Here is a 20,690-nt window from a genome sequence, read left to right as displayed (position 1 = left end):
GTCCGCCTACGCGCCCGCGGTCGAGGCCGACTGCGCGAGCTGCGTGGTGTAGAGGCAGATCGCGGCGGCCGCGGCCAGGTTCAGGCTCTCGGCGCGACCCCGCATGGGGATGCGGACCCGCGCGTCGGCCAGTTCCGCGAGCGCGGCGGGCACGCCGCGGGCCTCGTTGCCGAACAGCCAGAGCACCGGCCCGCCCAGCCGGCCGTCGGCGACGAGCTCCGGCAGCTCCGCCTCTCCCCCGCCGTCGGCCGCCAGCACGGTCACGCCGGCGCCGCGGACCGCCGGCAGCAGCTCGCCCAGCGGTGCGCCGCGGACGACGTCGACGTGGAACAGGCTGCCCGCGCTCGACCGCACCGCCTTGCCGCCGTAGGGGTCGGCCGAGCCCGCGCCGAAGACCACCGCGCCCGCCCCGCAGGCGTCCGCCGTCCGCAGCACGGTGCCGGCGTTGCCGGGGTCGGCCAGCTCGGCGAGCGCGACCGCGAGTCGCGGCGGCGCCGTCGTCAGGGCCGCGGCGGGGACGTCGCGCAGCGCGCAGACCGCCACCAGCCCCTGCGGCGTCACCGTCTCCGACAGCCCCGCGGCCGCCTTCTCGGTGACCAGCCGCACCGGGACCGGCGCGGTGGCGAGCAGCTCGGCGTGCCCCTCGGCCGCGGCCTCGGTGGCGAACACCTCCCGCACGCCGGCCGGATGGGCCAGCGCCTCGGCGACCGCCTGCCGCCCCTCGGCGAGGAAGAGGCCGGCGGCGTCCCGGCCGGCCCGACGGGTCAGCTTGCGCGCGGCGGCGATCCTCGCGGAGCGCTCGGTGAGCAGCTCGGTCACGCGGTCTCCTCCCCGTGCGAGATCTGCACAGTGGCCCTCATGGGGCGCTGATGGGGGCGAGTGTGCAGATCTCGCCCGGGACAGACAACGACGCCGCCGGCGCCGGCCGCGGAGGGCCGGTCACCGACGGCGTCGGTTGGTGAGGTGCTGGAACGGCCATCCTGCAGGGTCCCGCGCCGAGCGTGCGAGGCGTGGGGGGCAGGGTGGTCCTTTCTCAGGCGGCCTGGGTGCCGGTCGCCTCGGGGTTCGCGGCGAGCGCGGCCCGCGAGCTCTCCACCAGGGCGGCGAAGGCGGCGGGCTCGTTCACGGCCAGCTCGGCGAGGACGCGGCGGTCCAGCTCGATACCGGCGAGCTTCAGCCCCTGCATGAACCGGTTGTAGGTCATGTCGTTGAGGCGGGCCGCCGCGTTGATCCGGGTGATCCACAGCTTGCGGAAGTCACCCTTGCGCGCCTTGCGGTCGCGGTAGCTGTAGGTCGCCGAGTGGAGGATCTGCTCCTTGGCCTTGCGGTACAGCCGCGACCGCTGGCCCCGGTAGCCGCTGGCCGCCTCGAGGGTCGTCCGGCGCTTCTTCTGGGCGTTGACCGCCCGCTTCACGCGTGCCACGGAAGTGCTCCTGTCTCTCTAAAGGTCGGTGGACGGGACGCTCAGATGCCCAGGAGCTTCTTGAGGTTCTTGGCGTCGGCCGGGGAGACGACCTGGTCCTGGTCGAGCCGGCGCTTGCGGGTCCCGGACTTGTGCTCGAACTTGTGCTGGTTGTTCGCCTGCTCGCGCATGAGCTTCCCGGTGCCCGTGATGCGCACCCGCTTGGCGGTGCCCTTGTGGGTCTTCTGCTTCGGCATGTCCTCGGTCCCTGTCGTCTGGTGTCGGTGCGCGCGGCGGCACGGAGCCGCCGCGGGCACCGGCCGTCTTCGGTGGTGCTGGTGCCGGTCAGGCGCTGGGCGCCTGCTCCTCGGCCTGCTCGCCCTTCGGGCGGCGCTTCTCCTGCGCCGTCTGCGCACCCTTGTGCGGGGCGATCACCATGACCATGTTCCGGCCGTCCTGCTTCGGGTTGGACTCGACGACGCCCAGCTCGCTGACGTCGGCGGCCAGCCGCTGCAGCAGGCGGTAGCCCATCTCCGGGCGCGACTGCTCGCGGCCTCGGAACATCACGGTGATCTTGACCTTGTCGCCGCCCTTGAGGAAGCGCTCGACGTGGCCCTTCTTGGTCTCGTAGTCGTGCGGGTCGATCTTCAGTCGCAGCCGCATCTCCTTGATGACGGTGAGCGCCTGGTTCCGCCGGGCCTCTCGGGCCTTCTGGGCGGACTCGTACTTGAACTTCCCGTAGTCCATGAGCTTGGCGACGGGCGGCCGGGCCATGGGTGCGACCTCGACCAGGTCGAGCTCGGAGTCCTGTGCCAGGCGCAGCGCCTCGCCGATCGACACGATGCCGACCTGCTCGCCCTCGGGGCCGACCAGGCGGACCTCGGGGACACGGATGCGGTCGTTGATGCGGGGCTCGGTGATGGCCTCTCCTTACGCTGCTGCGTGGGAGGAGTCGCTGGCCCATCCGGGCGCCGACGGACAGAAGGCCCCGTGAGCGTCTGCTCACGGGGCCCACTCGCCGGTGGCCCACGACCCGTGCAGGTCGTGCGCACGCGAGCACCGACCGGTGGCCGGTGCTCGCGATCCGGGACCTGGGCGCCTGGAGGGCGTCAGGTGGGAGCGGGCTCCTCTTGGATCAGCGGCCCTGGGCAGGGCCGCCGGGTGGTTCGCGCGCCTCGATGTAGCGGGGAGGCACGCCCATGCTACAGCGTCCCGAGCCCCCCGGTCATTCCCCCCTGCGGCGACGTGCCGGACCAGCTGGCGACGTGCTGGAACGGCCCCGTCCCGAGGCTCGCCCCGAGCGGAGCGAGGGGTGAGGAGGACGGGGCCCTCTTTCAGTCGTCGTAGAGGAGGGGTGGCCGGACCGGGTCCTGCGCCCGGGCCGCGGCGTGCAGGGCGCGCAGCCCCTCGACAGCGCGGACTGCCCGCTCCCCGTCGGCGGCCTGCAGCGCGAGCAGGGAGACCTCGTCCCCGTTCTCCAGGAGGAGCGCTCCCCACGCCGACTTCCGCTCGAACCGGACCGCCCGCACCGCCGTCCACGGCAGCTCGTGGTGGACGACGACGTTGCGGACGCGCACGCCCGCGGCATCGGCGTCGACCCGCGACCGGCCCAGGAACACGATCCCCGCACCGAGGACGAGGCCCAGGCCGGCGATGGCCACCTGGTCGTCCAGGCCGTAGTCCACCACCGTGTTCTGGGTCGAGGGCAGGCCGAGCGCGACCAGCAGGGCCACCAGGACGACCACCCCCGCGACGGCGGTCAGCAGGAGCCGCAGCCGGCGGGGGGCGACCGAGACAGCAGGCAGGGGATCCGGGGAACCGCTCACCAGCCCATGGTGTCAGCCCGGGTGCCGGCGACGGCTGGCAGAGTGCGACGTCGTGGAGATCACCGGCACCGCCCAGCGCGCGGCGTGGGACGACCGCGCCATGCCCCCGGTCGAGCGGCTGCGCGGGGACCTGTGGTCGGTCCCGGTGCCGATCCCGCACAACCCGCTGCGCTACGTGAACGTCTACGTCCTCGCCCTCGACGGGGGCGGGCTGGGCCTGGTCGACACCGGGTGGGAGAGCGAGGCCGGCTGGTCGGCGCTGACCGAGGGGCTCGCCTCCCTCGGTGGCTCGATCGAGGACGTGCGGGGCGTGCTCGTCACCCACCTGCACTTCGACCACCTGGGGCTCGCCGCCCGCGTCCGGCAGGCCAGCGGCGCCTGGATCGCCATGCACCCCGCCGACGCCGACGCGGTCCGCCGGCTGACCGCCACCGACGCGCAGGCGGCCGTCGACGACGAGGTCGAGTTCCTCGTGCGCCTGGGCGCTCCGCGGGACGAGGCGGTGGGGGACGTCGGAGGCGCGGAGAACCTCTCCGGCTTCACCCGCATGGCCGTCCCCGACCGGCTGCTGGAGGACGGCGACCGCGCCGCCTTCCCCGGCTGGTCGCTGCGTGCGGTCCACACCCCGGGTCACACCCCCGGCCACCTCTGCTTCGCCGAGGAGCGCACCGGTCTGTTCTTCTCCGGGGACCACGTCCTGCCGCGCATCAGCCCGAACATCTCCAGCACCCGAGGCGGCTCCCCGGACCCGCTGCGGGACTACCTCGGCTCGCTGGCCGCCGTGCGGGAGCTCGACCCGTCCGAGGTGCTGCCCGGTCACGAGTGGCGGTTCCGCGGCCTGGCCGACCGCGCCGACGCGCTCACCGACCACCACGAGCGGCGGCTGACCGAGCTGCTCACCGCGATCGCCGAGCACCCCGGGGCCACCCCCTGGGACCTGGCCGCCCACCTGACCTGGTCCCGGCCGTGGGACCAGTACGCGCGACGGATGCGGATCTTCGCGGTGACCGAGACCGACGCCCACCTGCGGCTGCTGGCCAGCCGGGGCCTGGTCGTCGGGGACGGCGGTGCGGTGCCGACGTGGACCCTGCGCCCGCGCTGACCGCGGCCGCCCTGGCCGACCGGGTGCTCGGTACCGCCCCCCGGCTGGCCGCCACGCGGCTGGTCTGCGTGGACGGCCCGGCCGGCTCGGGCAAGACCACCCTCGCCGCTCGGCTGGCCGCCGTCCTCCCCGGGGTCGTCGTCACCGTCCACATGGACGACCTGTACGCGGGGTGGACGCTCACCGGCGCTCCGGCGCGGCTGTCCGCCGGCGTGCTGCGGCCGCTGGCCGAGGGGCGGCCGGGCAGCTACCACCGCTACGACTGGGCGGCCGGGCGCTTCGCCACCGGACCGACGCCGGTGCCCGTGCCGGCGGTGCTGGTCGTCGAGGGCTGCGGCAGCGGGGCACGGCCGGTCGACCCCTGGGCGAGCCTGCGGATCTGGGTGGAGGCCGACCCATCGATCCGGCTGGCCCGGGGCCTGGCCCGCGACGGTGCCCACCTCACGGGCGAGTGGCGGCGCTGGCAGCTGACCGAGGCGGCTCACTACGCCGCCGACGGCACGCGCGCCCGGGCCGACGTGGTGGTCGACGGCGGACGGTGACCCGGCTCACGTCCGACCGGGCGCGCCGGGTCGCGACACACATCGGTAACGCCGGACGGCGACCATGGAGACCGACCGCACGCGAGGGGGACACGTGACCGACACCGTCCGGGAACAGCCGACCGAGCTGCCGCTGGCCGGCTACACCGTCGCGGTGACCGCCGCCCGCCGCAAGGAGGAGCTGGGGGCGCTGCTGGACCGCCGCGGCGCCCGCGTCGTCTACGCCCCGGCGATCCGCATCGTCCCGCTCTCCGACGACACGGAGCTGGTCGCGGCGACGCGCCGGGTGCTGGCGGCCCCGGTTGACCTGGTGATCGCGACCACCGGGGTCGGCTTCCGCGGCTGGCTGGAGGCCGCCGAGGCCTGGGACCTGCCCCTGGTCGCGCACCTGTCGGGCTCGCGCGTGCTGGCCCGCGGCCCCAAGGCGCGCGGAGCCATCCGCGGGGGCGGCCTGGTCGACGCCTGGTCACCGGAGTCGGAGTCGTCCGCCGAGGTGCTCGCACACCTGCTGTCCGGGGCCGAGGGGCCGCTGGCCGGGCGGCGGATCGCCGTCCAGCTGCACGGTGATCCGCTGCCCGATCTGGTCGCCGGCCTGCGGGAGAGCGGCGCGGACGTGCTCACCGTCCCGGTGTACCGCTGGGTGCCGCCCGAGGACGTCACCCCGGTCCGCCGCCTGGTCGCCGGCATCGCCGCCGGTGCGGTCGACGCCGTCACGTTCACCAGCGCGCCGGCGGCGGCGAGCCTGCTGCAGGTGGCCGACGAGACCGGCCACCGGGAAGCGCTGGTGGCGGCCTTCAACGACCGCGTGCAGGCGGTCGCCGTCGGCCCCGTCACCGCCGCGCCGCTGGACGCGGCCGGGATCCCGTCCTTCCAGCCGGCCCGCGCGCGCCTGGGGGCGCTGGCCCGCGAGGTGGTGGCCCGGCTCCCCGAGCGGGACCCGGTGCTGCAGGTCGGGCCGCACACCCTGCAGGTCCGCGGGCACGCCGCCGTCGTCGACGGGCAGCTGGTCGAGCTGCCGCCGGGACCCCTGGCGGTGCTCCGGGAGCTGACCCGCCGGCCCGGCCACGTCCTCCCCCGGGCCGACCTGGTGGCCGCGCTCCCCGGCGGCGGGGACGGGCACGCGGTCGAGATGGCGGTGACCCGGCTGCGCGCGGCGCTCGGCGCGCCGCTGGTGGAGACCGTCGTCAAGCGCGGCTACCGCCTGCGGGTGTGAGACGCCGGCGCAGCCTCAGCGCAGGTCGAGGCGCATCAGCACGCGCGGGAAGCCGTTGACGACGGAGCCGGTGTCGGCGGCCTTTTCGAACCCGGCGCGCTCGAACAGCGCGCGCGTGCCCACGTAGGCCATGGTGAGGTCGACCCGCTGCCCGTCGTTGTCCACGGGGTACGCCTCGACCGCAGGGGCCCCGTGCGCGCGGGCGAACTCCACGGCGCCCGCGACGAGGTGGTGGGCCAGCCCCCTCCCCCGGTGGCCGGGGCGCACCCGGACGCACCACAGCGACCAGACGTCGAGGTCGTCGATCCGCGGGATCCTGCGGTTGCGGGCGAAGCTCGTGTCGGAGCGCGGGTGGATCGCCGCCCAGCCCACCACCTCGCCGTCGTCGTAGGCGAGCACCCCCGGTGGCGGGTCCTCGCGCACTAGCTGCCGCACCCGCTCGCCGCGCGCGGACCCGACCAGCTCGCGGTTCTCCTTCGACGTCGGGAGCCGGTAGCTCAGGCACCAGCACACGTTCGCGTCCGGCCGCTTCGGGCCGACCATCGTCGCCACGTCGGCGAAGCGGACGGCCGGCCGCACCTCGATCGCCATGCGGCGATGGTGGCACGGCCCACCGACCACCCGGCCGGCCGCGTGCTCACACCGCGCGATCGGCGCGGTGAGGGGGTCGTTCCCGAGAGGTCACACGAGCGCGGCCACGCGGAAACGGCCGGTTCCTAGCGTCGGACGCCACGAGGAGCCGCCCGTCGGGCGGCCGGGGAACCGAGGGATGCGCCCATGACCACCACCCCCACCGCCCGCCCCACCGGCGAGCTGGCCGCACCGGCCTCCGCCCCTCCCGCCGCGGCCCGGCGCGGCCCCCGCTGGATCGACGACTACGACCCGGAGGACCCGCGCTTCTGGGCCTCGCCGCAGGGCCGCCCGGTGGCCCGACGCAACCTGGCGTGGTCGGTGCTCGCCGAGAACATCGGGTTCAGCGTCTGGCAGATGTTCAGCGTCGCCACCGCGGTGCTGGCCTCGATCGGCTACGGGTTCACCAGCGACCAGCTGTTCTGGCTGGTCGCCACCGCCGGCCTGGTGGGCGCGATCATGCGGGTGCCCTACACCTTCATGCCGGCGCTGGTCGGCGGCCGGAACTGGACCGTGGTCAGCGCCGCCCTGCTCTTCGTCCCGGTCACCCTCCTCACGATCGCCGCGACCACCGGGCAGCCGTATTGGTTCTGGGTGCTCACGGCCATCACGTGCGGCTTCGGCGGGGGGAACTTCGCCTCGTCGATGGCGAACATCTCCTTCTTCTACCCGGACAAGGAGAAGGGCTTCGCGCTCGGGCTCAACGCCGCCGGCGGCAACATCGGCGTCGCGATCATCCAGCTCGTGGGCCCGCTGGCGGTCACCCTCGGCGCGCTCGCCGTCGTGGGCGGCAGCACCGGGACGACCGACGGCGGTGAGGCCCGGTACGTGCAGAACGTCGCGCTGATCTGGGTGCCGTTCATCCTGCTGGCGGTCGCCGGCGCGTGGTTCGGCATGAACAACCTGTCCGGCGCGAAGGCGAACGTCGCCGACCAGGCGGCGATCGCACGCCGGAAGCAGACCTGGGTGATGTCGTTCCTGTACATCGGCGCGTTCGGCTCGTTCATCGGCTTCTCCGGCGCCTTCCCCCTGGTGCTGGCCAACGAGTTCGCCGCCGACACCTACCGCTACGCCTTCCTCGGCCCGCTCGTCGGCTCGCTGTCGCGGCCGTTCGGCGGCTGGCTCGCCGACCGGGTGGGCGGGGCGCGGATCACCGTCGTCACCTTCGTCGGGCAGGCGGTGGCCATCGGCGCGGCGATCGCGTTCCTGCGCGCCGGGAGCTTCGGCGGCTTCCTCGCCAGCTTCCTCGTGCTCTTCGCCGTCGTCGGCATGACCAACGGCTCGACCTACCGGATGATCCCGATCATCTACCGGGCCGAGGCGGCCGCCGGGTACCCCGGCGACAGCCCGGCGGAGGTCCTCTACCGCGCCCGGCGCGACACCGCCGCCGCGGTCGGCATCATCTCCGCGGTGGGCGCGCTGGGCGCCGTCTTCATCCCCCGGGTGGTCTCGGAGTCCTACGGCGCCACCGGCGGCGTCGAGACGGCTCTGCTCAGCTTCTGCGGCTTCTACGTCGTGTGCGTCGCGGTGACCTGGTTCGTCTACCTCCGGCGCGGCACGCTGATGCAGCGCGCCGGCGTCTGACGAACGAGCCTGCGCACCGCCGGGTCCGCCCTCCGGGGGCCGGGCCCGGCGGTGGGCCGTGGCCCCAGCGGGTGAGCCCGTCCCGTCCCGGGGTGCAGCGACACCGCCGCAGCGACGAGGATCGCCGGGTGACCGCAGCCGAGGAGACCAGCACCGGGCGCGCCCTCATCGAGGCCGGGAGCCCCGTCGCCGGGTCGATGAGCGGGGCAGCGGCGACGGTCGTCTTCGAGCCCGCGGCGGCGCGGGTGCAGGTGGACGACCGGTTCGCCGCTGTGCTGCGCACGACCGCGGAGGACGCCGCCGGCGTCTCCGGAGCGCGGGAACGGGTGCGGGCCGGTGCCGCGCTGGCGTTCGCGGTGGAGCACGCGGTGACCGTGCACCGCGCCGGCCGGGCGATGCGGACCGACGGCTTCTTCACCGCCCGCCCGGGCAACCGCCCGGTCGCCGACGAGCTGGCCGAGGCCGTCCTGCTCGCCGCCCGCTCGTCCACCGACGAGCGGCGGGTGCGCCACCTCGGCTACCTCCTGGCCGAGGTCGCCGTCTCCCCCGACATCGACGCCGAGCTCGTCGGCCGCGCGCTGCGGCTGATCGGGACGCTGGGCTGGCGGCAGCTCGCGCTGCTCGCCGCCGTCGGCCGGCGGGATCGGGTGCCGCTGCCCATGACGCCGCTGGACGACGACCCCCGGGGATGGGTGGCGTGGGGCGCGCGGGAGGACGTGGCCGACCTGCAGCGCGCCGGCCTCCTCGACCCGCCGCCCGCCCGGCCGCGTCCCGGCGGTGCGGCGCTGCCCCGGCTGCGGATGGCCGACCTGCGGCTGACCCGTCGGGGTGTGCTGGTGCACCGGCTGCTCGTGCTGGAGGTGCTGCGCGAGGAAGCCGTGGCCGCCGCCCTCGCCGAGCTGGGCCTGCCCCGCAGCTGAACCGCGGCGCATCGTTGCCGATTCGTTACCGGATCCGGTGGTCCGTTCCACTCCTCTGACGCGTCTACAGGGCAGAGGGACGGAAGGGAGGCCGCGATGCCCGGGAAGCACGACCAGCGACCGGAGAGCGCCGCGCTGATCGCCGCGCGCCAGCTGGCCGAGGAGGCGCGTCACCGCCGGGCGGGGGGCGACCTGCGCCGGCGGCGGCAGCCGGCAGCGGTGCCGGCGGCTGGAGCGGCATCCCGCGGACGGGCACCGGGAGCGCACTAGCCTCGCCGTCGCGCGACGAGCACCGTGTCCGGAACGGGGTTGCCGGTCCGCTGGACGGCCCCCGCGTCACGGCCCCGGACCGCGGTGACGATGTCCGCCCACTCCCCCGGGTCGAGCGCCGCCGCGACGTCCTCGGCCGTGTAGAGCACGCCGGGGTCGTGCGTGTGGGTGTGCCCGTGACCCCACCCCTGACCGTGGAGGTGGCCGACGACCAGGAGGGTGCCGCCCGGCGCGACGGCGGCCGCGAGGCGTCGGAACACGCCCTCCCGGTCGGTCCAGCTCGCGTGCAGGTAGTGCGCCGTCACCAGGTCGAACCGGCGCTCCGGCGGTGCCCACCCGTCCAGGTCGGCGTGCAGCCACTCGATCCGGCCGTCCAGGCCGCGGGCGCGGGCAGCCTTCCCGCCGCGCTCCAGCGCGACGGGCGAGAAGTCGACCGCCGTCACCCGCCAGCCCCGCTCGGCGAGCCAGAGGGCGTCGCCGCCCTCGCCGCCGCCGGCGTCCAGCGCGGTCCCGGGCGCCAGCCCGGCCGCCTCGACCACGAGCTGCCGGTTGGGGCGACCGCTCCACACCGCCGGCGCCGAGCGGTACAGCTCGTCGTAGGACTCCCGGTCGACGGCGCTCATGCGGCCACGCTCCGCTTCGCGGCCACCGCAGCCGCGGTGTCCTCCTCGATCAGGTCCGCGTTGATCATCGCGCCGGCCCGCAGCCCCTGCGCCGCCGCGACGATCACCTGCGCGCTCAGGTCGCCGGCGTTGCCCGCCACCCACACGCCGGGCACGTCGGTGCGCCCGGTCGGGTCGGCGGGCAGGTGGGTGCCCAGCACCGTTCCGTGCATCTCCATCGGCACCGGCACGGCCCCCAGGTCGGCGACCAGCTCGGCGTTGGCGACGAAGCGCGGCGCGACGACGACGGCGTCGCGCTCGACGACCTCCCCGGAGGCGAGCCGCACGTCCGCTGCCCCCTCCAGACCGGCGACCTCGCCCCGCACGATCCGGACGCCGCGGGCCGCCAGCCGCTCGAGCTCTTGCTCCGTCGGCTCCGCGCCGGTGTGCACGAAGAGGGTGACGTCTTCTGTCCACTGCCGCCACAGGTTCGCCGCGTAGGCGCCCATGGGGCCGGTGCTGAGGATGCCGACCGCGCGGTCGCGCACCTCCCAGCCGTGGCAGTAGGGGCAGTGCAGCACCGTGCTCCCCCACCGCTCGGCCACCCCGGGGATCTCCGGCAGGTCGTCGGTCAGCCCGGTGGCCAGCAGCACCCGCCGGGCGCGCACCCCCGCGCCGCCCTCCAGATCGAGGGCGAACCGGTCGTCCTCGCGGCGGACCGAGACGACGCGGCCGGAGACGATCTCCCCGCCGTAGCCCTCCACCTCCCCGCGACCGACCGCGTACAGCTCGGCCGGCGGGGTGCCCTCCCGGCCGAGGTAGTTGTGCACGTGCCCGGCCGGTGCGTTGCGGGGCTCCCCCGCGTCCACGACCAGCACGCTGCGCCGGGCGCGGGCCAGGGTGAGCGCTCCGCTCAGCCCTGCCGCGCCGCCTCCGATGACCACCACGTCGTATCGCTCGTCCATGCCCGCCACTCTGGACCGGAGTGAGTCCCTGTGGCAACGAAGCTTGCTACAATGGCAAACTGCACGCCATGACGGACGACGACGTGCTGCAGAACGTGGGCCCACGGCTGCGCGCGCTGCGCAGCGAGCACGGCCGGACGCTGGCCGAGGTCGCCGAGGACACCGGCATCTCGGTGAGCACGCTGTCGCGGCTGGAGTCGGGCGGCCGCCGGCCCACCCTGGAGCTGCTGCTCCCCCTGGCGCGCGCGTACGGCGTGGCCCTCGACGCCCTGGTGGACGTGCCGGCCCCGGCCGATCCGCGGGTGCACGGGCGCCCCATCCAGCACGCGGGCGCGACGATGGTGCCGTTGACCCGGCAGACCGGTGGGCTGCAGGCCTACAAGCAGGTCATGCCGCCGCGCTGGCAGGCCGACAACACCGAGCAGAAGGTGCACGACGGCTACGAGTGGCTCTACGTGCTCTCCGGACGCATCAGGCTGCGGCTCGGCCCCCGCGACTTCGTGCTGGAGCCCGGGGAGGTCGTCGAGTTCGACACCCGCGTACCGCACGCCTTCTCCAACCCGTTCCCCGAGCCGGCCGAGGCGCTCACCCTCTTCGGCCCCCAGGGCGAGCGCATGCACGTCCGCGCCCGCCCTGCGGCGTCCGCTGAGCTCACACGGTGACGACCACGTTGCCGTCCTGCTCGCGCACGGGGTGGACGCGGATCGGTGCGGCTCCCGACGTCGAGGCGCCGTCGTCCCAGCGGTAGGCGAACAGGTGCAGCGGGCAGACCAGCACGTCGACGTCGGTCTGCCCGTCGGCGAGCGGTCCGCCGGCGTGCGGGCAGGCCGCCTGGGTGGCGTGCAGCGAGCCGTCGCGCAGCCGGAAGACCGCCACCTGCACACCGCCGGCGACGAACGCCCGGCCTTCGCCGAACGGGATGTCGGCCACCCGGCCCACCACGTGCTCGCGACCCTGGATCGGCGCGGCCGGCCCGGGCGTGCTGACGCCCGTGGCAGGGCTGCCGGTTTCCGTGCCGGGCGTGGTCGGGCGGGCCGGCTCGCGCGTGTGGTCGAGCCGGGCGGCGGCGGGGCTGCTCAGGCTCATCGGACCGGCACCTTCGGCAGCGGGATCAGCGGGAGCGACGGGCGGAACTGCCCGGGCGTGGCCGGTTCCCTGCCGTCCTGCCCCCAGGGATCGGTGTAGGCGTCGACCGACTTCTGCATGTTCGCGTCGAGGTCGGCGACGATTCCCTCGCTGTCCTCGAGCAGCACGGCCTTGATCTTCTCCAGCCCGATCCTCGGCACGAAGTCGTAGGTCCGCTCGAGCCAGTTGGCGTTCTCCCGGTAGTACTGCATGAAGCGCCCGGCCAGGGTGATGACCTCCTCCGGGGAGCCGACCGTGGCCAGCAGGTCGCCCTTGCGGATGGTGGCCCCGGCGGCGCCGCCGACGTAGACCTCCCACTTCCCGTTGCCGATGGCCACGACCCCGACGTCCTTCACGTAGGCCTCGGCGCAGTTCCGCGGGCACCCGACGACGGCGAGCTTCATCTTCGCCGGGCTCTCGATGCCCTGGAATCGCGTCTCCAGGTCGATCCCCAGTTGCGTCGAGTCGCCGAGCCCGAAGCGGCAGAAGTCGCTGCCCACGCACGTCTTGACCGTGCGGAAGCTCTTGCCGTACGCGTAGCCGCTGGGCATGCCCAGGTCGGCCCACATCGCCGGCAGGTCCTCCTTGCGGACACCGAGCAGGTCGATCCGCTGGCCGCCGGTCACCTTGACCATGGGCACCTCGTACTTCTCGGCGACGTCGGCGATCTTGCGCAGCTGCGCAGGTGTGGTGACCCCGCCCTTCATCTGCGGGACGACCGAGAAGGTGCCGTCGCGCTGGATGTTGGCGTGCACCCGGTCGTTGATGAACTCGCCGTCCTTCTCGGGGACGAAGTCGTGGCCCCAGATCATCTTCAGCAGCGAGGTGAGCCCCATCTTCGACTTCGCGTCCTCCTTCCCGCCGGGCGCGAGCGTCGCGAAGACCGCGGACACGCTCCGCAGGTCGTGCTCCCGGATGGCCCGCATCAGCTCGGGCTTGGGCATGGGGACGCCCGGCACGTACCAGGACGCCGCGGGGTCCTCGGCGAGGTCGCCGTCGGCGGCCCACTCGACGATCTGCTTCACCAGCGACTTGCACGAGCCGCAGCCCTTGCCGGCGCGGGTGCGGTCCATGACCTCGCCGACGCTGCCGCAGCCACCGCTGACCGCACCGCAGATGTCGCCCTTGGTGACGCCGTTGCAGTTGCACACCTGGCTGTCGTGCGGCATGTCGGCGACGCCCACCTCCTCCACCCCGTCGGAGAGGTCGACCAGCAACCGGATCCGCTCCTCCGGCAGCGGGGCACCCCGGTCGAACGCCTGGGTGAGGAAGGCGACCTTGCGGGTGTCACCCAGCAGCGTCGCGCCGACCAGCTTGTCGTCGCGGATCACCACCGACAGGTGCACGCCGCGCTTGGGCTCGGAGATGACCAGGAACTCGTCGTCGTCCCGCTCGGGGGTGCTGATCCCCATCACGGCGACGTCGACGCCGGCGACCTTGAGCTTCGTGGCGGTCCGGCTGCCGTGGTACTCGGCGCCGGGGTCCGTGCCGGTGAGCACGTCGGCCAGCACCTTCGCGTGCTCCCAGGCCGGCGCGACGAGACCGTAGACCTCACCGCGGTGCTGGGCGCACTCACCGATGGCGTAGACATCGGGGTCGTCGGTGCGCAGCTGGTCGTCGACGACGATGCCGCGCTCCACCTCCAGCCCGGAGCGCAGCGCGATGTCTGCGTGCGGCCGCACGCCCGCGGCGACCACGAGCAGGTCGCAGTCCAGCCGCCGGCCGTCCTTCAGCAGCACCCCCTCCACGTGCCCGTTCCCGAGCACCTCGGTGGCCAGGACGTCGAGGTGCACGGTGATGCCGAGGGACTCGACGCTCTTCTTGAGGATCGCGCCGGCCTCGGCGTCGAGCTGGGCGTTCATCAGCCACGGCATGGCGTGCACGAGCTCGACCTGCAGGCCGTGGCCCTGCAGCGCCCGCGCCGCCTCCAGGCCGAGCAGCCCGCCGCCCATGACCACGGCGCGCCGGCAGCGGCCGGTGGCCTCGAGCATGGCCCGGGTCTCGTCGATGGTGCGGAAGCCGTACACGCCGGGCAGCAGGGCGCCGTCGTCGGTCCGCACGCCGGCCATCGGAGGGATGAAGGAGTAGCTGCCGGTGGCCAGGACCAGGTGGTCGTAGGGCGTGACGCTGCCGTCGGCGGCGTGCACCTGCTTGGCCGCGGTGTCGATCCGCTCGACCCGGACGCCGGCGCGCAGGTCGACGCCGTTGTCGGCGTACCAGTCGTGGGAGTTGAGGACGATGTCGTCCTCGTGCGACTCCCCGGCCAGCACCGGCGAGAGCATGATCCGGTTGTAGTTGCCGTGCGGCTCGTCGCCGAAGACGGTGATGCGGAACTGCTCGCCGCCGCCGCGCTCGAGCACCTCCTCGACGAAGCGGGCACCGGCCATGCCGTTGCCCACCACGACCAGCCGGCCGCGGGGATCGGGGTCGTCGTCCAGGTGCAGCGTCGTGGCGGCGGTGAGGCGCGCGCCCAGGATCGTCGTCATCTCAGACCTCCACCAGTCCCAGGTCGACCACGATCTCGCCCGTGACGCCCTCGGGGGCCGCCGCGTGCAGCTCGACGACGGAGCCGCCCACCAGGTCCTCGACGACGCGCAGCGGCACGTGGGTGTCGGCCTTCGCCCCGATCGGGAACCAGCGCATCGGCTCGCCGTCGCGCACCAGCAGCACGTAGACCAGCTCGGTGGTCGCGTTCCCGCCGCGGAAGTACAGGGCCTGGGCGCTGCATCCGGGGGGCACGGTGTAGCGCAGCGCCGGGTCGACGGGGCCGGGCTTGGCCAGCCCCTCGCCGGTGATCGGGAAGACGCCTTGCAGGAAGCGGGGGGTGCTCTTCACGGGGGTTCTCCTGATCGTCGCGGAGCGGGACGTCGTCGAGCGGGACGGCGGGTGCGGAACGGGCGCGGGGGCGGGCCGGTGGCCGGCCGGTCGGGGCTGGGTGGCCGCGGGCGGGGGCGGGATCTGCTCCTCGGGACCGGCGACGCGGGCGACGGCGACGGCGCAGACCTTGAAGGGCGGCATCTTCGACGTCGGGTCGAGCGCATCGGCGTCGGTGAGGGCGTTCGCGCCGGCCCAGTGGAACGGCACGAAGACGACGTCCGGCCGGATCGTGTCGGTGACCTGGGCGTGGAACCGTGCGCGGCCGCGGCGGGTGGTGAGCTCCACGACGTCGTCCTGCGCGATGCCGAGCCGGCGGGCGAGGTCGGGGTGCAGCTCCGCCCGCGGGCTCGGCGCGACCAGCTGGAGGCTGCGCGTGCGGCGGGTCTGGGTGCCCGACTGGTACTGGGCCAGGACCCGGCCGGTGGTGAGCACGTAGGGGTGGTCGGCGTCGGGGAGTTCGTGGGCGTCGGCGTGCTCGACCCGGAGGAACCGGGCCCGGCCGTCGGGGGTGGCGAACCGCTCGGTGAACAACCGTGGCGTGCCGGGGTGCTCCGGGGCGGGGCAGGGCCAGAAGACGCCGCGCTCCTCGTCGATGCGCCGGTAGCTGATGCCCGCGTAGTCGGCCGCTCCCCCGGCGCTCGCGCGGCGCAGCTCCTCGAACACCGTCTCCGGGTCGCCGCTGAACTTCTCGCCGACCCCGAGGCGGCCGGCCAGCTCGGCGAGCAGCTGGAGGTCGTCGCGGACGCCGTCGGGCGGGTCGAGTGCCCGGCGGCGCCGGATGACCCGGCCCTCGACGTTCGTCATCGTCCCGGCCTCCTCCGCCCACATGGCGCTGGGCAGGACGACGTCGGCCAGCTCCGCGGTCTCGGAGAGGAAGAAGTCGCTGACGGCGAGGAAGTCCAGGTCGCCGAGCCGGCTGATGACCCGGCGCGCGTCGGGCGCGCTGACCGCGACGTTGCTGGCCAGCACCAGCAGGGTGCGCACGCCGCCGTCGCTGCCGAGCGCGTCGAGCAGCTCGAACGCCGACCTCCCCGGCTGCGGGAGGTCGTCGGGGTCGACGCCCCAGACGGCGGCGACGTGCGCGCGGGCGGCGGGGTCGGCGAGCGAGCGGTAGCCGGGCAGCTGGTCGGCCTTCTGCCCGTGCTCGCGGCCGCCCTGCCCGTTGCCCTGGCCGGTGATGGTGCCCCAGCCGCTGCCCGGCCGGCCCGGCAGGCCCAGGGCCAGGGCCAGGTTGATCCACGCCTGCGCGGTGTCGGTGCCGTTGCGGTGCTGCTCGGCGCCGCGCGCGGTGAGGATCATCGCCTTCTCCGCCCGGGCCAGGGCGAAGACGGTGCGCCGCTGGTCGGGAACGGGCACGCCGGTGAGCCGCTCCACCCGATCGGGCCAGTACGCACCGACGCCGGCCCGCACGTCCTCGAACCCGGTGGTGCGGGCGGCGACGTACTCCTCGTCGACCAGCCCCTCGGCGAGCGCGATGTGCAGCAGCCCGTTGGCCAGCGCCAGGTCGGTGCCGGGCAGGGGCTGCAGGTGCAGGGCGGCGTTGCGGGCGGTGGCCGTCCGCCGGGGGTCGACGACGACGTGCTGCGCGCCCCGCTCGCGGCCGGCGTCGAACCACTGCATGGCCGGCGGCATGGTGTCGGCCGGGTTGCTGCCCACGAGGACGACGACGTCGGCCTCGGCGATGTCCGACAGCGGGAAGGGCAGCCCGCGGTCGATGCCGAACGCGCGGTTGGCCGCGCCCGCCGCCGAGGACATGCAGAACCGGCCGTTGTAGTCGATCGCACTGGTGCGCAGCGCGATCCGGGCGAACTTGCCGAACTGGTAGGCCTGCTCGTTGGTCAGTGATCCCCCGCCGAAGCAGCCGACGGCGTCGCGCCCGTGCTCGCCCTGGGTGCGCTCGATCGCGGCGACCACCCGCTCCAGCGCCTCGTCCCAGCTCGACTCCACCAGCGGGCTGGTGCGGTCGCCGGGCACCGCGCGGACCAGCGGGCGGGTGAGCCGCTCGGGGTGGTCGAGCAGCTCGGTCGACGACCAGCCCTTGGAGCAGAGACCACCGCGGTTCGTCGGGAAGTCCAGCGGGACCAGCGTGGCCGGGCGGTCGCCGGCAGTGACGGCCATGCCGCACTGCAGGGAGCAGTAGGGGCAGTGCGTGTTCGTCGTACGGGAGGTGCGCATGCCCTCGATCGCGGCGGCGGGAGACACGGAGGCGGGCACGGGAACCAGCCTCGGGGGCGGGCGTTTCCCTTCGTGGACCTCGGCGTCAACGCTGGGTTCCGTCGGCCTCACACCAGGGTGCCCGGCGCTGTGCGGCCGCCACCCAGCATGATCACCGGCAGATCTCACCGACCGAGGGAGAGACCGATGACCGAGCCGGACCCGGCCGCCGACCCCGACAGCCCCGAAGGCCGTGGTGGAGCAGCCGCGGCGGTGCCGGCCGCTCCACCCGGCGCCGGCCGCGCCGGGCTCGACCGGCGCCGCATCCTCGGCGCGGCCATCGAGTTCATCGACGCCAACGGCCTCGCCGCGCTGACCATGCGCCGGCTCGGGGCCCACCTCGGCGTGGAGGCCATGGCGCTGTACCGCTACGTGCCCGGCCGCGAGCAGCTGCTCGACGGGGTCGTGGAGTCGGTCGTGGACGAGCTCTACGGCGACCCGGACGTGCACCTGAGCGCCTCCCACGGCTGGCAGGACTACCTGCAGCGGCTGGCGCACGGGGTCCGGCGGATCGCCCTGGCCCACCCGGAGGTCTTCCCCCTGGTCGCCACGCGTCCCCCCGCCGCCCCGTGGGTCCGGCCGCCGCTGCGCAGCCTCCGCTGGGTCGAGTCCTTCCTCGACGCCCTGATCGACAGCGGCTTCACCGAGGCCGCCGCGGTCGCGGCGTACCGGGCGTACTCCAGTTTCCTGCTGGGCCACCTCCTCCTGGAGGTGTCCCAGAAGGGGGTGAAGATCAGCCCGGAGGACCAGCCCGAGGGGGTGCCCGACGCCGCGGCCGGCACGGACCTGGACGCCTACCCGACCGTCGTCCGCCTCGAGCCCCTGCTGTCGCTCGACGAGTCGGCTGCCGAGTTCGAGGAGGCGCTGGAGAACCTGCTCGGTCGCCTGGAGACCGTGCTGACCGAGGGGCGCGCCCCTCGCCGCGGGGACCCGCGCACCTGATCCCGGGTGTACCGCGAGCCGCGCCGCGGGATGCGTTTACGTCGTAAATGCACGGGCACCGGAGGGGCTGTCCCCGTCTGCGCGCGATGCGGCGGGCCGGGGCATCCCTCCCCCTCGTCCCCCAGGAGTTCCGCGCATGATCACCGAGCACCAGCTGAGCGACGTCATCGGCAGCACCGCCGTCGGCCCCGACGGCGAGCTGGGCACCGTCGGCGAGGTCTACCTCGACGATGAGACCGGCCGCCCCGAATGGGCCACCGTCCGCACCGGGATGTTCGGCACCAAGGAGACCTTCGTGCCTCTGGCCGACGCCGACATGTCCGGCACGGAGCTGCGCGTGCCCTACGCCAAGGACAAGGTGAAGAACGCCCCGAACATCGACGCCGAGGGCCACCTGTCCCCCGCGGAGGAGACCGAGCTCTACCGGTACTACGGCCTGGCCACCGCCGGGACCGACACCACCCGCACCGACACCACCGACACCACCGGCACCGACACCACCCGCGGGGCCGTCGGTCACGACACCTCCGGGCCCACGACCGACGACGCGATGACCCGCTCGGAGGAGCGGCTGCACATCGGGACCCAGCGGGTGGAGGCCGGTTCCGCCCGGCTGCGCAAGTACGTCGTCTCGGAGAACGTCTCGCAGACCGTGCCGGTGTCGCGCGAGGAGATCCGCGTCGAGCGCGAGCCCATCACCGACGCCAACGTCGGCGACGCCCTCGACGGCCCGACCATCTCCGAGGAGGAGCACGAGGTGGTGCTGCACGCCGAGCGCCCGGTCGTCGAGAAGGAGGCCGTGCCGGTCGAGCGCGTGCGCCTGGACACCCAGACCGTCACCGAGCAGGAGACGGTCACCGGAGAGGTCCGCAAGGAGCAGGTGGAGCTGGACGTCGAGGACACCGACGGCACCCGCCGCTGACCCCGGCCCCCCGCAGTCCGGCGGCGTCGGCGCGGCCCCGAGCCCGCCGTCGCCGCCGGACCCCGCACCATCGGCCGGCGATCCCGCCCGCCGTTCCCTCGTCCGAGGAGTCCCCTGCATGTCCACCCCAGCTTCCGCGCACGGCGACGACGCCGGCATCCGCCCGGACGGAGCGCACCCCACCCGGGGTGCCGGCCGTGACGCCGTGGACGCCCAGCACTCCCGCTACGGCGGCATCAAGTGGGGCGCTGCCTTCTTCGGCTGGCTCTCCGCCAACGGGCTGGCCGTCCTGCTGATCGCGCTGATCAGCGCCGCCGGTGTCGCCGTCGGCCTCACCGAGGGCGTCCCGTCGGTCGAGGAGGCCACCGAGCAGGCGAGCACGATCGGCATCGTCGGCGGCATCGTCCTGCTGGTCGTCCTCTTCCTCGCCTACCTGGCCGGCGGCTACGTCGCCGGCCGGATGGCGCGCTTCGACGGGGCCCGCCAGGGCATCGCCGTGTGGGTCATCGGCCTGCTCGTCGTCCTCGCGCTGGCCGTGGCCGGATTGCTCTTCGGCTCCGAGTACAACGTGCTCCAGCAGCTGAACCTGCCGCGCATCCCCATCGACGAGGGCACCGCCACGACCGGCGGCATCATCGCCCTGATCGCGGTCCTGGTGCTGACCCTCGTCGGTGCTGTCCTCGGCGGCAAGCTCGGCGAGCGCTACCACCGCAAGGTCGACCGCGCCGGCTTCTGAGAGGACCCCCTGCCCCCCGCCACTCGCAGGCTCGCGGCGGGACCCTGCAGGGGGCCACGAGCGGGGGCCGTCCCACCGGGGCGGCCCCGTGCGCGTGCCGGGCACGTGGTGGGATTCCGGGGTGACCCCCTCTGGCCCGATCGTCCGGCGGATCGACGACCCCGACGAACCGGGGCCCGACGTCCGGGTGGCCGAGCAGCGCGACGTCCCGGCGATCGCCGCCACCCTCACCGTCGCCCTGGCCGACTCCCGCTGGACCCGCTGGGCCCTGCCCGACGACGGCCGCATGCAGCGGCTCACCCGGCTGCACGAGCTCGACGCCGCCCACCGCGGCGTCGCCACCGGCACCGCCTGGGTCACCGAGGACCGCGACGCCGTCGCCGTCTGGGAGCCGCCGGCCGGCGCGCCCGGCACCCGGCCCCTGCCGGACGACGTGCGCGCCGCCCTGGCGCGCGAGCTCCCCTACCTCTCCGGGGACCGCGCCCGGGTGGTCGCCGAGACCGAGGCCCTGGTGACCGCCGCGCTGCCCGACCGGCCGCACTGGCGGCTGCGGCACCTCGGTGTCCGGCCCTCCGCCCGCCGGCGCGGCCTGGCCGCCGCCGTGCTGGCGCCGGTGCTGGTGCGCTGCGACGCCGAGCGGATGCCCGCCGCGGCCGCGGTGTTCGGGTGGGCGAACGTGCGGTTCTTCCGCGGGTTCGGCTTCCAGGTCACCGAGACCACCCGCACCACCGACGACGAGCTGCCGTTGTGGGTCCTCGTCCGCGAGCCGCTCTCGCTGAGCTGACCGCCGTCCGAATCCCTGGACGCCCCCGACCTGC

The 20,690-nt window shown here is 74.7% G+C and carries 22 protein-coding genes; 11 read left to right on the top strand and 11 right to left on the bottom strand.

All coding sequences use genetic code 11. The features are described 5' to 3' along the window. Positions 1-6 precede the first annotated feature (6 nt). From ACI799_RS13440 to ACI799_RS13420, 5 genes are all read right to left on the bottom strand, one after another. Complete coding sequence (locus ACI799_RS13440) at positions 7-819, bottom strand: TrmH family RNA methyltransferase (protein ID WP_456591039.1); 813 nt, start codon at positions 817-819, stop codon at positions 7-9. A 214-nt stretch (positions 820-1,033) separates the two neighbouring features. Then, positions 1,034-1,423 carry a 50S ribosomal protein L20 gene (gene rplT, locus ACI799_RS13435; RefSeq protein WP_135097047.1) on the bottom strand — a complete coding sequence of 130 codons (390 nt, stop codon included), beginning with the start codon at positions 1,421-1,423 and terminating at the stop codon, positions 1,034-1,036. Between the two features lie 41 nt (positions 1,424-1,464). Next, positions 1,465-1,659, bottom strand: coding sequence for a 50S ribosomal protein L35 (rpmI, locus tag ACI799_RS13430; RefSeq protein ID WP_456591040.1), 195 nt, complete (start codon positions 1,657-1,659; stop codon positions 1,465-1,467). Between the two features lie 88 nt (positions 1,660-1,747). After that, positions 1,748-2,308, bottom strand: coding sequence for a translation initiation factor IF-3 (gene infC / locus ACI799_RS13425; protein WP_456597954.1), 561 nt, complete (start codon positions 2,306-2,308; stop codon positions 1,748-1,750). Between the two features lie 428 nt (positions 2,309-2,736). Next, positions 2,737-3,228, bottom strand: coding sequence for a PH domain-containing protein (locus tag ACI799_RS13420; protein WP_456591041.1), 492 nt, complete (start codon positions 3,226-3,228; stop codon positions 2,737-2,739). A gap of 52 nt (positions 3,229-3,280) precedes the next feature. On the opposite strand from ACI799_RS13420, the gene ACI799_RS13415 reads away from it, so the two are divergent. The 3 genes from ACI799_RS13415 to ACI799_RS13405 all read left to right on the top strand — a co-directional run bounded on the left by ACI799_RS13415 (position 3,281) and on the right by ACI799_RS13405 (position 6,085). After that, positions 3,281-4,330: an MBL fold metallo-hydrolase gene (locus ACI799_RS13415; protein ID WP_456591042.1), complete on the top strand. Its 1,050-nt coding sequence runs from the start codon at positions 3,281-3,283 to the stop codon at positions 4,328-4,330. Next, a complete protein-coding gene (locus ACI799_RS13410; protein ID WP_456597932.1) occupies positions 4,309-4,872 on the top strand; it encodes a uridine kinase family protein in 564 nt (187 codons plus the stop codon). The genes ACI799_RS13415 and ACI799_RS13410 overlap by 22 nt, the downstream gene beginning before the upstream one ends. 94 nt (positions 4,873-4,966) lie before the next feature. Next, on the top strand, positions 4,967-6,085 hold the full coding sequence (locus ACI799_RS13405) for a uroporphyrinogen-III synthase (RefSeq protein WP_456591044.1): 1,119 nt from the start codon (positions 4,967-4,969) through the stop codon (positions 6,083-6,085). A 15-nt stretch (positions 6,086-6,100) separates the two neighbouring features. Here the strand turns inward: ACI799_RS13405 and ACI799_RS13400 are convergent, their stop codons facing one another. Continuing rightward, entirely contained in the window at positions 6,101-6,676 is a 576-nt protein-coding gene (locus ACI799_RS13400) for a GNAT family N-acetyltransferase (RefSeq protein ID WP_456613275.1), read from the bottom strand. Between the two features lie 186 nt (positions 6,677-6,862). Here ACI799_RS13400 and ACI799_RS13395 point away from each other — a divergent pair, with 186 nt between their 5' ends. The 3 genes from ACI799_RS13395 to ACI799_RS13385 all read left to right on the top strand — a co-directional run bounded on the left by ACI799_RS13395 (position 6,863) and on the right by ACI799_RS13385 (position 9,489). Next, positions 6,863-8,299 carry an MFS transporter gene (locus ACI799_RS13395; protein WP_456591046.1) on the top strand — a complete coding sequence of 479 codons (1,437 nt, stop codon included), beginning with the start codon at positions 6,863-6,865 and terminating at the stop codon, positions 8,297-8,299. A 128-nt stretch (positions 8,300-8,427) separates the two neighbouring features. Next, positions 8,428-9,219 carry a hypothetical protein gene (locus ACI799_RS13390; RefSeq protein ID WP_456613274.1) on the top strand — a complete coding sequence of 264 codons (792 nt, stop codon included), beginning with the start codon at positions 8,428-8,430 and terminating at the stop codon, positions 9,217-9,219. Between the two features lie 96 nt (positions 9,220-9,315). Then, positions 9,316-9,489, top strand: a complete 174-nt coding sequence (locus ACI799_RS13385; RefSeq protein WP_456613273.1) for a hypothetical protein — start codon at positions 9,316-9,318, stop codon at positions 9,487-9,489. On the opposite strand, the gene ACI799_RS13380 is transcribed toward ACI799_RS13385, so the two are convergent. Further along, the gene (locus ACI799_RS13380) at positions 9,486-10,112 is read right to left on the bottom strand and encodes a class I SAM-dependent methyltransferase (protein ID WP_456613272.1); all 627 of its coding nucleotides are present in this window, start codon (positions 10,110-10,112) and stop codon (positions 9,486-9,488) included. The genes ACI799_RS13385 and ACI799_RS13380 overlap by 4 nt on opposite strands. After that, complete coding sequence (locus tag ACI799_RS13375; protein ID WP_456613271.1) at positions 10,109-11,056, bottom strand: NAD(P)/FAD-dependent oxidoreductase; 948 nt, start codon at positions 11,054-11,056, stop codon at positions 10,109-10,111. Before ACI799_RS13375 ends, ACI799_RS13380 begins: the two co-directional genes overlap by 4 nt. A gap of 68 nt (positions 11,057-11,124) precedes the next feature. Here ACI799_RS13375 and ACI799_RS13370 point away from each other — a divergent pair, with 68 nt between their 5' ends. Then, on the top strand, positions 11,125-11,718 hold the full coding sequence (locus ACI799_RS13370; protein ID WP_456597926.1) for a helix-turn-helix domain-containing protein: 594 nt from the start codon (positions 11,125-11,127) through the stop codon (positions 11,716-11,718). On the opposite strand, the gene ACI799_RS13365 is transcribed toward ACI799_RS13370, so the two are convergent. The 3 genes from ACI799_RS13365 to ACI799_RS13355 are packed head-to-tail and all read right to left on the bottom strand — an operon-like array spanning position 11,708 to position 17,272. Continuing rightward, positions 11,708-12,142 carry a Rieske (2Fe-2S) protein gene (locus tag ACI799_RS13365; protein WP_456591052.1) on the bottom strand — a complete coding sequence of 145 codons (435 nt, stop codon included), beginning with the start codon at positions 12,140-12,142 and terminating at the stop codon, positions 11,708-11,710. The two genes, ACI799_RS13370 and ACI799_RS13365, sit on opposite strands and share 11 nt — an antisense overlap. Then, complete coding sequence (gene nirB / locus ACI799_RS13360) at positions 12,139-14,667, bottom strand: nitrite reductase large subunit NirB (protein WP_456599397.1); 2,529 nt, start codon at positions 14,665-14,667, stop codon at positions 12,139-12,141. Before nirB ends, ACI799_RS13365 begins: the two co-directional genes overlap by 4 nt. Before the next feature lies 1 nt (position 14,668). Continuing rightward, positions 14,669-17,272, bottom strand: coding sequence for a molybdopterin oxidoreductase family protein (locus ACI799_RS13355; protein ID WP_456613270.1), 2,604 nt, complete (start codon positions 17,270-17,272; stop codon positions 14,669-14,671). A 147-nt stretch (positions 17,273-17,419) separates the two neighbouring features. On the opposite strand from ACI799_RS13355, the gene ACI799_RS13350 reads away from it, so the two are divergent. The 4 genes from ACI799_RS13350 to ACI799_RS13335 all read left to right on the top strand — a co-directional run bounded on the left by ACI799_RS13350 (position 17,420) and on the right by ACI799_RS13335 (position 20,656). Beyond that, entirely contained in the window at positions 17,420-18,214 is a 795-nt protein-coding gene (locus tag ACI799_RS13350; protein ID WP_456591055.1) for a TetR/AcrR family transcriptional regulator, read from the top strand. A 136-nt stretch (positions 18,215-18,350) separates the two neighbouring features. Further along, a complete protein-coding gene (locus tag ACI799_RS13345; RefSeq protein WP_456613269.1) occupies positions 18,351-19,136 on the top strand; it encodes a DUF2382 domain-containing protein in 786 nt (261 codons plus the stop codon). Between the two features lie 118 nt (positions 19,137-19,254). Next, positions 19,255-19,872, top strand: a complete 618-nt coding sequence (locus ACI799_RS13340) for a hypothetical protein (RefSeq protein ID WP_456591280.1) — start codon at positions 19,255-19,257, stop codon at positions 19,870-19,872. Between the two features lie 121 nt (positions 19,873-19,993). Next, a complete protein-coding gene (locus ACI799_RS13335) occupies positions 19,994-20,656 on the top strand; it encodes an N-acetyltransferase (protein WP_456613268.1) in 663 nt (220 codons plus the stop codon). Positions 20,657-20,690 lie beyond the last annotated feature (34 nt).

Source organism: Blastococcus sp. SYSU DS0753 (assembly GCF_054051175.1).
The sequence above is the reverse complement of the archived record's forward strand: the minus strand, read 5'-3'. Positions and strand labels throughout refer to the sequence as shown.

Excerpts from the sequence above, each read along its gene's own strand:
- rpmI (WP_456591040.1), bottom strand. The coding sequence starts at position 1,659 with ATGCCGAAGCAGAAGACCCACAAGGGCACCGCCAAGCGGGTGCGCATC.
- ACI799_RS13400 (WP_456613275.1), bottom strand. The coding sequence starts at position 6,676 with ATGGCGATCGAGGTGCGGCCGGCCGTCCGCTTCGCCGACGTGGCGACG.
- ACI799_RS13395 (WP_456591046.1), top strand. The coding sequence starts at position 6,863 with ATGACCACCACCCCCACCGCCCGCCCCACCGGCGAGCTGGCCGCACCG.
- ACI799_RS13385 (WP_456613273.1), top strand. The coding sequence starts at position 9,316 with ATGCCCGGGAAGCACGACCAGCGACCGGAGAGCGCCGCGCTGATCGCC.
- ACI799_RS13380 (WP_456613272.1), bottom strand. The coding sequence starts at position 10,112 with ATGAGCGCCGTCGACCGGGAGTCCTACGACGAGCTGTACCGCTCGGCG.
- ACI799_RS13375 (WP_456613271.1), bottom strand. The coding sequence starts at position 11,056 with ATGGACGAGCGATACGACGTGGTGGTCATCGGAGGCGGCGCGGCAGGG.
- ACI799_RS13370 (WP_456597926.1), top strand. The coding sequence starts at position 11,125 with ATGACGGACGACGACGTGCTGCAGAACGTGGGCCCACGGCTGCGCGCG.
- ACI799_RS13365 (WP_456591052.1), bottom strand. The coding sequence starts at position 12,142 with ATGAGCCTGAGCAGCCCCGCCGCCGCCCGGCTCGACCACACGCGCGAG.
- nirB (WP_456599397.1), bottom strand. The coding sequence starts at position 14,667 with ATGACGACGATCCTGGGCGCGCGCCTCACCGCCGCCACGACGCTGCAC.
- ACI799_RS13350 (WP_456591055.1), top strand. The coding sequence starts at position 17,420 with ATGACCGAGCCGGACCCGGCCGCCGACCCCGACAGCCCCGAAGGCCGT.
- ACI799_RS13345 (WP_456613269.1), top strand. The coding sequence starts at position 18,351 with ATGATCACCGAGCACCAGCTGAGCGACGTCATCGGCAGCACCGCCGTC.
- ACI799_RS13340 (WP_456591280.1), top strand. The coding sequence starts at position 19,255 with ATGTCCACCCCAGCTTCCGCGCACGGCGACGACGCCGGCATCCGCCCG.